Source organism: Antarcticimicrobium luteum, assembly GCF_004358185.1.
GTDB lineage: Bacteria > Pseudomonadota > Alphaproteobacteria > Rhodobacterales > Rhodobacteraceae > Antarcticimicrobium > Antarcticimicrobium luteum.
Genome location: NZ_SMUV01000051.1, coordinates 32,794 through 45,975, shown reverse-complemented (window position 1 = coordinate 45,975; position 13,182 = coordinate 32,794). Strand labels below are relative to the sequence as shown.

At 60.4% G+C, this 13,182-nt stretch carries 12 protein-coding genes; 8 read left to right on the top strand and 4 right to left on the bottom strand.

Going from position 1 to position 13,182, the window contains the following annotated elements; all coding sequences use genetic code 11:
* From E1832_RS04755 to E1832_RS04730, 6 genes are all read left to right on the top strand, one after another.
* Entirely contained in the window at positions 1-987 is a 987-nt protein-coding gene (locus tag E1832_RS04755) for an ATPase, T2SS/T4P/T4SS family (RefSeq protein ID WP_133358588.1), read from the top strand.
* Complete coding sequence (locus E1832_RS04750; protein WP_133358587.1) at positions 984-1,178, top strand: DUF4177 domain-containing protein; 195 nt, start codon at positions 984-986, stop codon at positions 1,176-1,178. Before E1832_RS04755 ends, E1832_RS04750 begins: the two co-directional genes overlap by 4 nt.
* Entirely contained in the window at positions 1,175-1,588 is a 414-nt protein-coding gene (locus E1832_RS04745; protein WP_133358586.1) for a hypothetical protein, read from the top strand. Before E1832_RS04750 ends, E1832_RS04745 begins: the two co-directional genes overlap by 4 nt.
* 12 nt (positions 1,589-1,600) lie before the next feature.
* Complete coding sequence (locus tag E1832_RS04740) at positions 1,601-2,677, top strand: TrbL/VirB6 family protein (RefSeq protein ID WP_133358585.1); 1,077 nt, start codon at positions 1,601-1,603, stop codon at positions 2,675-2,677.
* Positions 2,678-2,780: 103 nt separating this feature from the next.
* A complete protein-coding gene (locus E1832_RS04735) occupies positions 2,781-3,767 on the top strand; it encodes an AAA family ATPase (RefSeq protein ID WP_133358584.1) in 987 nt (328 codons plus the stop codon).
* 227 nt (positions 3,768-3,994) lie between these two features.
* On the top strand, positions 3,995-6,118 hold the full coding sequence (locus tag E1832_RS04730) for a S8 family peptidase (RefSeq protein WP_206021001.1): 2,124 nt from the start codon (positions 3,995-3,997) through the stop codon (positions 6,116-6,118).
* Between the two features lie 83 nt (positions 6,119-6,201).
* Here E1832_RS04730 and E1832_RS04725 read toward each other — a convergent pair whose 3' ends face one another.
* From E1832_RS04725 to E1832_RS04710, 4 genes are all read right to left on the bottom strand, one after another.
* Entirely contained in the window at positions 6,202-8,202 is a 2,001-nt protein-coding gene (locus E1832_RS04725; protein WP_133358602.1) for a type IV secretory system conjugative DNA transfer family protein, read from the bottom strand.
* 8 nt (positions 8,203-8,210) lie between these two features.
* Positions 8,211-10,544: a relaxase/mobilization nuclease domain-containing protein gene (locus E1832_RS04720; protein ID WP_133358583.1), complete on the bottom strand. Its 2,334-nt coding sequence runs from the start codon at positions 10,542-10,544 to the stop codon at positions 8,211-8,213.
* Complete coding sequence (locus E1832_RS04715; protein ID WP_133358582.1) at positions 10,531-11,124, bottom strand: helix-turn-helix domain-containing protein; 594 nt, start codon at positions 11,122-11,124, stop codon at positions 10,531-10,533. The genes E1832_RS04720 and E1832_RS04715 overlap by 14 nt, the downstream gene beginning before the upstream one ends.
* Positions 11,125-11,686: 562 nt before the next feature.
* The gene (locus tag E1832_RS04710) at positions 11,687-11,893 is read right to left on the bottom strand and encodes a hypothetical protein (protein WP_133358581.1); all 207 of its coding nucleotides are present in this window, start codon (positions 11,891-11,893) and stop codon (positions 11,687-11,689) included.
* A 705-nt stretch (positions 11,894-12,598) separates the two neighbouring features.
* Between E1832_RS04710 and E1832_RS04700 the strand changes: the two genes are divergently transcribed.
* Together E1832_RS04700 and E1832_RS04695 are read left to right on the top strand one after the other, a co-directional pair.
* Complete coding sequence (locus tag E1832_RS04700; RefSeq protein WP_133358579.1) at positions 12,599-12,844, top strand: type II toxin-antitoxin system ParD family antitoxin; 246 nt, start codon at positions 12,599-12,601, stop codon at positions 12,842-12,844.
* On the top strand, positions 12,831-13,151 hold the full coding sequence (locus E1832_RS04695; protein WP_133358578.1) for a type II toxin-antitoxin system RelE/ParE family toxin: 321 nt from the start codon (positions 12,831-12,833) through the stop codon (positions 13,149-13,151). Before E1832_RS04700 ends, E1832_RS04695 begins: the two co-directional genes overlap by 14 nt.
* Positions 13,152-13,182: the final 31 nt, after the last annotated feature.

Genomic DNA, 13,182 nt, shown 5'->3' with positions numbered 1-13,182 from the left:
ATGTCGCTGAGCTATCTCGAAACCTCCCTCGACCGGATCGAAGCCGCCGCCCGCGACGATGTCATCGAGATCTGCATCAACCCCGACGGCTCCTGCTGGGGCGAATTCCAGGGCGATCATTTCATGCGAAAGCTGGACCAGGCGCTGACCGCGACGGACGTGAAGGACCTCGGCAACCAGATCGCCTCCTCCGCCAACACAACGTTGAGCAAGGACCGCCCGATCGTCTCGGTCTCGATCACCTACAAGGGGCGCCCGATCCGCGCACAGGTCATCACCCCGCCTGCCGTGCTCTCGGCCATGTCGATCAGCCTTCGGTTCTTCTCAAGCCTGCCGCTTGACGGGATTGCGCTTGATTTCCTCTACGGCAAGGAACGCAAGCTTGAAGAACTCCGCCTCGAGAAAACCCACGAACTGCGCGAAGTGGTGGCCGCGGGCGTGATCGACGATGCGCTGGCCTTCTGCGTCGACAACAAGCTCAACATGATCGTCTCGGGCGGCACCTCCACCGGCAAGACCGTGGCCGCGCGCAAGATCCTGTCGCACGTGCCATCCGAGGAACGCATCGTCACCATCGAGGAAGCCGCCGAGCTTCTGCCGACCCAGCCCAACGCCGTGACCCTCATCGCCAATCGCGATGCGGAGTTCCAGACCGCCGATGTGCTGCTCACCGCAACGTTGCGCATGCGCCCCGACCGGATCATCCTGGGCGAGGTGCGCGGCAAGGAGGCCATGACCTTCCTCGAGGCGATCAACACTGGCCATGGCGGGTCAATGACCACGCTGCACGCAGAAACCCCGCAACTTGCCGTGCAGCGTCTGGCCATCGCCGCACTCAAGACCGAGATCCCGATGACCTATGCGGACATGATCCAGTACATCGAGAACTCCATCGACGTGATCATCCAGGCCGGTCGTCATGACGGCCGGCGCGGTATCACCGAATTCTACCTCCCCGGCACAAGCGAAATCGGAGCATCCCAATGAAGACCTTTGAATATGACATCCTTAGTTTCCCCATGACCCGTAAGACCAGCCTCGCTGACATGCAGGCCAGCCTGAATGCCAAAGGTGCAGAAGGCTGGGAGGTCGTGTCGATCAGCTCCTCGGAATTCGCCAACGTGGGACACACTGTCTTCCTGAAGCGCGAGACCACACCCGCCGGATCCAAGACATGAGGCAGGCGGGCTGTACCCTTGTACTGACTGCGCTGGTTCTGGGCCTGACGTCGGCACCCGGCTTCGCTGAGCGCAATCTCGTGCCGACCCTCGAGCGCAGTTTCGACGTCTGTCCAGACCGGCCCGCTGAACCCATGTGGATGCAGGAGATCCCCCTGCGCCAAGCCTATCAGCGCGTGTTGGTTCAAGACATCTACCGCGCCCAGAATCTCGAGCGCATCGTCGAGATCGGCAACTGCGCCTGCGAAATCCGGTTCCCGTTTTGGGACGCGGCCGAGGCGGAGTTTCATGAGCAGCACGCGAGTGACGAACGCTGGAAAATGCTGGAAGCATCCGACGCCTACAACCGCCGCGCCAACGACGTTCGCCTTGAGGCTAAAGCCATCTGCGAAACCGCAGGCAATTGGTAAGGCAGCCCCGTCATGAGCGTCGTCACCTATTTCGTTGAAACCTCCCAGGGCTATCTCGACACCGCCGCCGAAACCCAGTTCGGATCGGTTGCGGCAACGGTGGGCACACTTCTGGTACTGGGAACAACACTCGTGGTGATCCTCGTCTTCCTGAACATGATCTACCAGTACAAGGCGATGGACGGGCGCACGGCCTTTTGGCTCGCGGTCAAGATCGGGCTCATCGGGATATTCGCGACCAACTGGGTGCAGTTCAATGCCCTCTCCTCCGCCATCCTGGCCGGGATCGACAGCATTGCGGGGGCGCTCGTGGCTTCGGTCGGCGGTGGAACTCCTGGCCCTTCTGGAACTTTCGCCGAAGAATTCGACCGTTTGATCGCCGAGTTGGGGGACTACTTGAATGCCGCAGGTTCAGAGTTGAACTGGATGGCCGGCGCCATGCTCGACATTGTCGGGGTCCTCTTGCTCTCGATACTCGGCGGGCTGGCCGCCTTCATCCTTGTGGCATCCCGCCTGATGATCGCACTTCTAATCGGGATCGCGCCGGTGATGATCTTCCTCACCCTCTTCGAGGTGACTAAAGATTACTTCGCACGCTGGCTGTCGGCACTGGTTTCCTTCGCACTCTACCCAATCGTCGTCGCAGGGGTGTTCGCAACGATCACTGGCGTCTCTTCCGCTCTGATCGGTGAGCTTGGCGACCCGGAAGGGGCTTCAAACATAGGCGCGCTCATCCCCTTCTTCATGATGGTCCTCATGGCCAAGGGCTTCATCATTGCCACGCCCTTCATCGTCCGCGCGATCTCCGGAAACATCATGATGCCCGCCCTCTCCGGTGGTCTCGGCGGCGGCTACAGCTTTGCCCGCGCCGCAATGGGCAGCCAGCAGGCCTACAATCGCTATCTGATCGGCGGGGCAAGTGGCGCAGAATACGCCGCCCTCAGGGCGCGGCAGTTCTTCGGCGTGCAGCAGATGCCCGTGAGACAAGGCATGGGGCAGACGGGTTCCGCAGGAGGAACAGGATCCGCTAACTCGGGGTCAAAAATGCTGGCGCAGCTGGCCAGACTTGGAAGGTTGGGGCGCCGGTGACCCCACTAGAGACTAGCAAGGAACACAATGACTACTCTGCTGCGCAATATTTGGTGGTTTCCCCTGTAGGTTTTCGCTAATCTTGAGCCTAGGAGGGCGCCGAATGGCTCGTGGCGAATTGATGAAGAAGCTTTTGCTGAATTACGGTCGGGACGATGAGTTCCGAGCCGTTGTCGAACAAATCATCACCGAAGAAGAGAAGAAGAATAACAAGGTTCTCGCGCGAGGGCTGCGCAAGGCCCTAGATGGATTGTCCAGCAGTACCGCTCCGAAAGAGTTTAGCCGTCTTGTCCCTTTCCCTGATGACGCGAACGAGTTCATCCAGCGCGTTGAACCCCGCTTCTCTCCAGAGGACATCCAGCTTAGCATTGAGAATGTCAGCCTTTTTTCAGGTTTGATCGAGGAATATCGCAAGAGCGACATGATCAAACGAAACGGCCTGCCCGTGCGCTCGAAGCTGCTCTTCTGTGGCCCTCCCGGCACCGGCAAAACTCTCTGTGCAGAGATTTTTGCTGGCCAGCTTGGTCTGCCATTCTTTCACGTCAAACTCGATCGCCTGATATCGTCCTTTCTTGGTGAGACTGCTTCCAATATTCGCAAGACGTTTGAGTTCGCTCGCAGGCAACCCAGTGTCTTGTTTTTCGATGAGTTCGATGCGCTTGCCCGATCTCGTGAAGAAGGAAACGACCACAGTGAGTTGCGCCGCGTCGTCAACTCACTTCTGATTTTCATTGATCAAATTCAGCCAAGCGGTTTTCTTATCGCAGCGACAAACTTGGACGGCCAGCTCGATCCTGCGATCTGGCGTCGCTTTGACGAGGTAGTTTGGTTTGATCACCCCGATGAGAACATGACGCGGAAATACCTCATCAATGCGATGAAAAACGTCACTCTCGATTTCGACATTGAGGACATGGTGCAGAGCACCACTGATTATTCCTATGCAGAGCTCGAAAAGATCTGCAATCAGGCCAAAAAGCTCGCGGTACTTGCCCGCCGAAAAACCATTTCTAAGAAGCATTTTAGGGAAGCCATCCGATATGCCGATCGTCGTCGCATGCGCATCCGGAAATTAACCCACAAAGCGTGAGATGACATTTGCCCCAGCATCAACACCTGCCTTTGGTGCGTCTTCCAGAGAGTTTTGACCGCCGCAAACATGGTATGGTCCCGCCTGCCCCCGCGCGCGGCGGCGGCCAGGGCGGACGTGTCCGACAAGAAATTGATCAAGCTGTTCAGGACCAGCGTGCACAGCAGCGCCCCCCTCGTTTCGTAGACCCTGCCCTTATCCTGCGTGTTGAAATGTCTGGGGCAACCATGGAAGAGGATTGGGAGGGGCTCGGCTTGACCGTTCTGTCAACCGATGACGACAACACGCTTGTGCTTTTTGCATCCACAGATGACCTGCAAGATTTTCGCTTCCGTCTCAACGAGTATGAGGGCCCGATTCCAGACGGTCAAATCAATCGCCGCTACGCCAGCTTCATCGACCGGATCGGTGATATTGCTACTGTTGCACCGCGCGACCGAATTGGAGTTCGTGCGCGGGAAGATGGCTTTATCGAAGCAGATGACTTTCAGGATAACACCGAATACGTCGTCGATATCGAACTTTGGGAGTTTGGTCCGCCGCAGGCGCGCCGAACGCTTGCCGAAGAGATTGTAGCCTGGGTCGAAGAACAGGGTGGCGAGCTATACGATCTCTACTCCGGACCATCGATCACAATTGCCCGTGTGCGAGCACGCGGACAAACGCTTCGCCCTGTCCTCGCAATTCCCCAAGTTGCGTTTGTCGATTTTCCACCCCAGCCAGACATCGTGATGGAGCCGCCCGAAGACTTTGCCATCGGGGATCTGCCCCCGGTTGCTGCCGAAGAAGAGGAATTACCGATTATCGGTATTCTTGATAGCGGCGTGAACGACAACCCGCTTCTCATAGGCGGTATCGTGGCCCAAGAAGGTTTTCCAGAAAGCGCACTCGGAACAGCTGACGTCTTCGGCCACGGTACTGCCGTTGCAGGGATGGCACGTTTCGGCGATCTGCGACTACAGCTGGGTTTGCCCGAGCTGCAACCATCGGCGCGCATTGTCTCGGCCAAAGTCGTCACGGATCAGGGGCAGTTTTTTGACCGGCGGACCCTACCGACGCAAATGCGGACCACAATTGAACGGCTGCGGAATACATATGGCTGCCGTCTCTTCGTCATTTCGCTGGGTGACGTGCGGGCCAGGTACGAACGTGGCCGGGTTGGCCCGTGGGCTACGACGCTTGACGAGTTGGCCCGCGAACTTGATGTGATGATTATCGTTTCCGCTGGAAACCGGGATCCCCGTGGCGGCAACGCCCTCGAGCAGGGGGTCACTCAATACCCGCGTTATCTTCTAGAGACCGCGAACAGGGTGTGCGAGCCCGCCGGGGCAGTCAATGCCGTCACCGTTGGGTCATTGGCAAACTCCAGCGGTCTTGGTCCCGAACATGAGTTTGACGTTCACATTCAGACCATTACACAGCCAGATGAGCCGTCACCGTTTTCCCGGGTGGGACCAGGTGGCGGTGGCATCAAAAAACCAGACTTTGTCGATTATGGTGGCACTTTGGTGTTTGACGCGGTCGGGCGCCGACTACAACGTGCCCCTGTCCTGCCCAACGCTGGTGTTCTAACAACACATGCAGACTTCCAGCGGCAGCTTATTGTGAGCAAAACCGGGACATCGTTTGCCGGTCCTCATCTTGCTCATAAAGCCGCGCAAATTCTTCGCGCTTTGCCAGATGCATCCGCCAACCTCATCAAAGCGCTCATGGCTGGATCAGCACAAGTGCCTGAAGCGACGCTGCGGCGACTCGACGGCATCGCCGATATCGAGCGAGAACAGATTTTTGGCAATGGCCTCGTGAATGCAGGTAAAGCGAGCTACTCAGACGATCATCGAGTTGTCCTCTACGCTGAAGACAGTCTCGGAATGGACCAATTTGCGATCTACCAAGTGCCCATCCCGGGCGATTTTCAAGGTAACGGGGCGCGCCGGATTCATGTTTCTCTGGCCTTCGATCCGCCTGTGAAACGCACTCGCGCAGAGTATATCGGCACAAGGATGAATTACCGACTAATCCGCGGATGCCCCTCCAACCAGGTTTTTGAACACTTCAGGTCCCATACCGGTGCAGATACCGAGCCCGCTGAAATCGCCGGGCGATACAATTGCAAGCTGGAGCCGGGGCCAAAACGGCGAGACCGGAACACGATCCAAACCTCGAGTGTGAAGTTCACTCAGGACACAGCACAGTATGGAAATGAGTATTTTCTTGTGGTGCGTTGTGTTGGTGGTTGGGCATCAGACCAAGAAGTGCTGCAACGCTATGCTATCGTTGTAGAGCTGGAACATGAAGCCCAGGTCGAGCTCTATGCGCGGATGCAGCAACGTGCGCGGGTACGTGCCTAAAGTCCGCTTTCTTCGGCCTGAGGCTATGGCTTTGCGTTTGCAGTGAAAGTCTGGAATGCTGCCGATCCTGCATGACAGATATGTCATGAGCGCCACCCCAGCTTTTCACCTTCCTCTCGCAACATCGCTTCCATATCGTCCAAGCCATCAACGGCAGAGCGCATCTGCGCCTCTTCATCCACCCCCACTGTCTCGGCATCTGCAACCTGTCCCCCAAAATCCATTTCCATCTGTCGTTGTTCCTCGGCGATAACGGCTTGAACGACGGGCGCGGTCTTCTTTGGGGCGACATGGGTTTGCTCTGACGATTGGCCATCAGCGGCCTGGCGTCCGGCCACCACATCGGCTTCAGATCCACGTGGCCCGTCCGGTGGCGGTGTCATCGGCATGGCGCGCATGCTCAGCGGCAGATTGCCCTGCGGCCCCCCTCCCCCCGGCTCCGGAAACGGCAACTCGCCCGACTGCGCCGCGTGGATCGCCTTGAACAGCCGGTCGTCAAAGTACTGGATCCGCTTCGCCCGGACCGGCATCTGGGCATCGATCACCATGACGATCTCGTCGAGCGGCAGGCGGCGGGCCTCGTCTTCGGGCAGCAAAGAGCTTTCCTCGGTCCGTGTGGATTGGCTACGGCCCTCGAAGGGGTTCTTGCCGATAGACTGGGATCGCGTGACGACGGTCTTCGTGGTCTTGCCGACCGCCTTACTCAGCTCCTCGACCGTCTTCTCGTCCGAGGGCGTCAGGTAGAGCTTCACGCCCGCATTGCCCTGCAGCGCGCGGCGGGTGTTCTCGCCGTAGATTTCATCGAGGGCGGGGATGGTTTGGGTGACCACGGCCAGATGGCCGCGATAGGTGCGCAGTGTCTCGATGCTTTCGACCACGATCGGCATCTTGCCCAAACGATTGAACTCATCGAGCATGATCATCACGGGCCAGGGCTCATCCGGCCCTGGGTCCTTTTCCTGCATGGCGGAGAGGAGATCGGAGAAGAAGAGCCGGATCAGCGGCGCCAGCGGCTTCACCATCAGCGGCTGGACCACGAGATAGACCGAAAAGGGTTTCTTGCGGATCGTCCGGAAATCAAAGTCCGACACCGCCGTTGCCTCATCGATCGCCGGATTCTGCCATTGGTCGAGCCCCGAGGTCATCAGGAGCGAGACGTAGGAGGTCAGCGTGTCGTTGTTGGTGGACGCGAGCCGCGTGAAGATCAGCTTGGCGGCCCTGTTGTCGACCTCGTGCCCCCGCGCGAAATACTCTTTCTGCTTGTTCCCGCCCGAGGCGGCGATGCGGTAAATTTCGCCGAGAGTCGGACGCTTGCGCTGGAACGCCAAAAGCCCTGCGGCCACGAAGAGATCAATCCCGCCCTTGAGGAGGCCCTGCACCCGGTCGTTGTCGCTCTGCAGGAAGAGCGTCGCCAGGAGCTGCAATTCCATCTGCTGGCGCGCGGGATCTTTCAGTTGATAGATGCGCAGGAGCGGGTTGTAGCGATGCGTGCGCTTGCCCTCCCAATCGGTGGGGGCAAAGCGATAGACCTTGTCACCTTGTGCTGCGCGGTGACGAGCCGTGGCCTCGAAACACTCGCCCTTCACATCGAGCGTCACGGCGGAGCCCTGCCAGGTCAGCAGGTTCGGAATGACGAAGCCCGTGGTCTTGCCGCGCCCGGTGGGGGCCACGATCAACGCATGGGGAAAGACCTTCGAGCAGATGTACTTCGCGCGGGATTTTGGAGTACCGAGCTTGCCGAGGATGAAGCCGGTGCCGGGCGCGCCAAAAAACCCGTTGGCCTTCATCTCGCGCGCAGTCTGCCAATGGGTCTGGCCAAAGCGTGTCAGAGCGGACCCCGAGAGGGCGAGGCTCAGCATCATGCCGGCGGCGGCGAAGCTGCCGATGATCAGGTGGATCAGCTGGGCATCCTCGGGGCGGCGATCGAGGATCGCCAGATAGTTCTGCGCGATATAGGCAAAGTCGATCTCGGCCCCGAAGCCTAGATCCTGGTAGGTCAGTACCGCCGAGGCGATGGTATAGCCCATGGCCCCGGTCACCAGCGTCACCAACAGGACGCCCGTGGCGATCCGCGCCTTTCCCATGGCGGCGCTCAATGGATCTGGCCCCGCTCGGTCTCGCCATCCACGTCTGTCGCGCGGTGTTTTTCATACTCGGCGTCGGCAAGATCATCGACCACCTGGCGCAAGGCCTCCGTGTTGGCCGTCGCGGCATCCGATTGCAGATAGACCTTGGCGACATAGAGCCGGTCGAGGCGGTCCTCGAGAACCTTTTCCAGCGCATCGGCATCGCCGGATGTGAGCCGCTCAAGTTGACGGTTATCAAGCACCCGCACGATCTCGTCGCGAAATGCGTCCCGCTCCGCCTCGGTCTCGAAGGGCGCGGACAACTCCCCCGCCCGCTCATGGTCCAGAACACGCTTAATCTCGTCTGCAAGGCGGTCGGCACGGTCAGACTGCGACGCAGTTTCACCGCGGGCTGCGAGGAGTGCGTCGCGCGTGCCAGACCCGAGCCCGTCGCGCATCTCGGTTTCGCGGCGGACCTGATTGATGGCCTCAGTGTTGCGTATCTCCACAACGGCCGCATAGGTCGCGCCGAGCCCGCGGGCGAGGTGGGACGGCATGTCCGGATAGCGCTCCGAGACGTCATCCGCGACCGCATCTGCAACAGGCGTGCGGAGGTCGCGTGCCTCCATGATCCGGTCGACCTCGCGGGTGATCTCGCTGGCGCGGGCCGCATCGGTGATGGTCTCCCTGTAGGGCTCGGACCGGTCGATCACATCGCCAGGACGTGCGAGCAGCTCCGGATGTACCTCGAGATACGCGCGCTGCTCTGTTTCGATCCGGCGCTCCGCCTTTGAGGCCACCTCCCAGTCCCGGTCCTCGATCTCCTGCGTTGTCAAACCCTCGGCGCGCATCTCCTGACGGATTGTCCCTTCCATCTCCCGCACCGCGTCCCGTTGATAATGGAACCGCTCGCTGACCGGTTCCGCTTCCACGACACCGTCCCGGCGCAGCACGTTCTCCCGTTCCAGAAGCGTGCCGAGGTTAACATGCACATCGTTGAGAATGTCGCGCGCCTGTTCCAGATCGGCGCGGCGTTCGAGGTTCAGATCGCGCGCCTCGGCCACCTTGGAGAGATCATCGGCGATCCATTGATGTTCGAGCGCGGTACTCGAGGCCCTGGTTTCGATCCGCGCCACCACTTCCGATGTGCTGATCCCGGTACCGCGCAGGGCGGTGTCTATGCGCGACCGCAAGTCCGGCTCGGCCAGACGGTCCAGCTGACTGGTGTCGATGTTCGCCTCGGAATAGATCCCACCCTCCGACGGCACCTCAGACAGCGTGCTCGAACGCAAACCGAGAGGCTGCATGTGCTGGACCTGCGTCTGGATCTCGATGAGGCGTTTTTCCAGGACGGGACGTTCCGCGTCAGGCTTTTCGGCGATCATGCCCTGAACCCGCGCGAGCTTCTCCGCATAGAGGCTTCTCAGATCCTCGAAACTTTGATCCTCGGCCATATAGACATCTCCTGTTCGGTCCACCTGCCCGCCCCGCGCCAGCACCTCGCCCGCGCGGAAGAGGGCTGCGGCGATGTCTTCCCGGGCTTCCCGGGAGGCCTCCGCGGCTAGCGAGTGGTAGACAGTTCTGGTATTGGCAATCTCCGCGAGCGTCCGGGTCAGATCGGCCCCCACTCGTTCGCGCTCGCGGGGCGCGCGCCCCTCTTCCTTGGCAGCATAGACCTCGCGGGTCCGGGCGGGGTAATGCACAACCCCGCGATCGACGCGGCGCGTGGCCTCCAGGCGCACGCCGTACTTCTCCGCCTCCTCGACCATGGCAAGGCGGAAATCGTCATAGTTGAAGCGATGGTTGCGCCCGAGGAAAAAGAACTCACCTTCTTGCGAGCGGCGGTTCAGCACCAGATGCGCATGCGGGTGATCGCGGTCTTCATGCACCGCGATGATGTAGTCGAAATGCCCCGCGTCACTCTGGAAGAACCGCTCGGCCACATCCGTCGCGATGTCACGCACATCCTCGCCCCGCGTGCCGATGGGGAAGGACATGAGCATGTGGGTGGTCTGGCCCAGCTTGGGTTTGAAGCCTGCATCCCACCGCTTGGCAAAGCGCTCGGTCAGATCCTTGATGTCACGCGCCTCGAGCTTCGCTTTGCCATCGAGGAACCCGCTACTGTCCACGATATGGGTGGACTTGGTGGTGAGGTACTCGAGCTGGTTTGTGAGCTGCGACTTTGTATGCGCGCCCCCGCCCCGGATCGCCTTGAAGACGGCTGGCCGATGCCCTGCCGCCGCGCGCACAAGCTGGCTCTGCTTGGCAACATGCAGCCCCTGCATCGAGCCCCGGATCCGGCTCCAGCCGTCCCGGAAGACCTCGCCGGTGACCGCGTCCACCGCATCATTCAGCCGCATGGGCAAACTCCCTCAGCGCGGCACTGGCCTCGAGCTGCATCGCGTCGCGCCGACGCCGCAGGAGCAGATCGATCTCGTCGGCGGAATCGAGGATGAACCGCGCCAACCCGCGCATCTGCGCAAGGCGCGGCTCAGAAAACTCGGCACGCGTGCCACCATCAGCCCCCTGCCCCATCCGATTGGCCCGCGTCATCTGCTTGGCGATCTGTGCGACCCCATTGCCAACCTCATGCAAAGAGGACCTGTATCGCGCCATCTCTACTGCCATCTGCGCGTCCGGAACGAACACCCCGCCCGCCGCCTGAATGAGCCGCCGCAGCCCCTCGGCCCGGCTCTCGATCCCCGCCTTCGCCAACACCGCATCGAGCGCCTCAAGCTCCGCAGCGGTGACCTTCACACTGACTGCTGAAACCGGGATCGCGGCATCTGCCTGGCGCTCTGCATCGGCTTTGAGCGTGTACTGGATCGCCCGGGGCGACACGCCAAACCGCTCCGCCAACACGGATGTCGATACACCTTCCGCAGCCTCGCGAACGATCTCCATGCGCTCCGCATCTGTGAGACGTTTTGAACGAGACATGCGAAGAAAGACCTCCTATTTCCTGCCACCTTCCACCAAGGCTGCCCCCACCTTACGATAATATACCTCGCTGTCAATTATATACTTACGTTGCATTCAGTCTCAGGCAGCCTTGGTGTCCGCTTCCCCCGCGGCCCGCAGGGACGCGGGCCTGCCGCCCTCACCACCGGGCGACCCACCTGTCCAATGGGTCCCCTACCCCAGCACCGCCCGAGGGTCTGACCGAACACGCATGTGTTCTGACGGAACCGCGGGCGGGCCCAAACCTCACCGACAGGGCGGACAGGCAGGGTCAAGGAGGGCCAGATTTGGCTTGCCAAATCTCTGCCGCAAAAACCGGGAGGCCCTGGCCGATAGGTTTTTGTGGATGGCCCCCTTGAGGCTGACTGGCCGGTCTGTCGCGGCATGATCATTCTGGGCTGCGATCGTCCTTTGAGTGCGCGGCTATCGGCACCAAGAGGAGGTCGCTGTAGGCGATCACACGCGCCGGTGACGGCATCTCTGGAACAGGGATCGGGCCGCCCCAAGATCGTCCTGGGGTGGCCCATCCTCGTCAGAGGATTCAGTCCTGGGGATCCTTCGCGCTCGGCGGGAACATCACCAGCTCCGAGACCGCGACCGGGAAGTCGAGCTTGAGGCTGAAGAACTCCGAGCCATCCCCGCCCCGGGTGTTGCGGAACATCGCACCCACGCGCTGAAAACGGGTGCGCTCCTGGCCATCGGTGTCGGTGAACTTGACGGGGACGGTGGCGACGTAGTGGTTGGTCATTTGGGTTACTCCTTGTTGCGATGGGGATCACCCGGCACGGGGGCAAGAGGCCCGGTCGCAAGTGCAAATGCGGAGGGTCCACGGCTCCGCCGTGGAAGCCGTATTTGTGCTTGCCGGAGCGAAGCGGAGGGCACGATTGGGCCGACCCCGTGCGATCCACATCTATGAGCAAAAAGGAGTGATCCGGATGACCCCTGCCATCACGCCGCAGCCACCATCCGCGTCCGCGTCCCGCCAAGCCTGGCCGGGGTGCTGACGGAGCCCGCCCGCGTGGATGAGATGTTCAGAAACACCACCCGAGGGACGCGCAAGTCTTCAGCCTCATGTGCGACGTCTCGACCCCTCCCGCCTGGCGCCGCTGACGATGTGCCTGAGGTGCGCACCATCCCCAGCCCGCACCGATGCGGATGGGCCGCACTCTGACGGGCTGGGTAGAGGGATGACGGTGCTGGACGCCGTGAGCTGCCGATCAAGTGTGACCGATCGCACGCGCCATGAGCCATGACGAAAGGACCGCGCCAAGCGTAGCTCCCGACGCCCCTTCCGGTCACGGACGGTATTGCTGGGATGGCCTATCCCCCAAAAGCGTCCGCAATGCGGCGCGCGGGCAAAGCTCATGGCGTTCGATGCGGTGACAAAGATTGTCATCTTTTTTGACAATATCCGGCATTCAATGATAGGTTTGGTCCAAGAAGGAGGATTGCCATGGCAACGATGAATGTATCTCTTCCCGATCCGATGAAGACCTGGGTTGAAGCACGCCTGAAGGATGGCAGCTTCAGCAATACGAGCGATTATGTGCGCCACCTTATCCGCCGTGACCAAGAGCGTGCTCAAGCGATCGAAGCTTTGCAGCAAGCGATCAATGAAGGCCTCAAGAGCGGTGAGCCGGAGCCGTTCGATTTCAAAACGTTCAAGGCGCGGATGCGGGAGAAGCATGCCCGCAAGTAGTCCCATCGCCTACCTGCTGACGCCAGCAGCCCAACGCGATCTGGAAGACATCTGGCTTTATACAGCGCAGACGTGGTCGATGGCGCAAGCAGATCGATACAGCGATATCATAGAAGATACCTTCGATCGGTTGCTCTTCATGCCAGAGATGGCCCGTGAGCGCCCAGAATTCGATCCGCCCGTCCGCATTCATCCCAGTGCTGAGCATCTGATCATCTATCGGGTCGAGGAAGACCAGTTGGTTATTTTGCGCGTGCTCGGAGCAGGGCAGGATTGGCACGCGATCCTGAGAGCGGCAGATCAGTAGCTGGTAGATTCCGAACGTCTTCAACTTGACA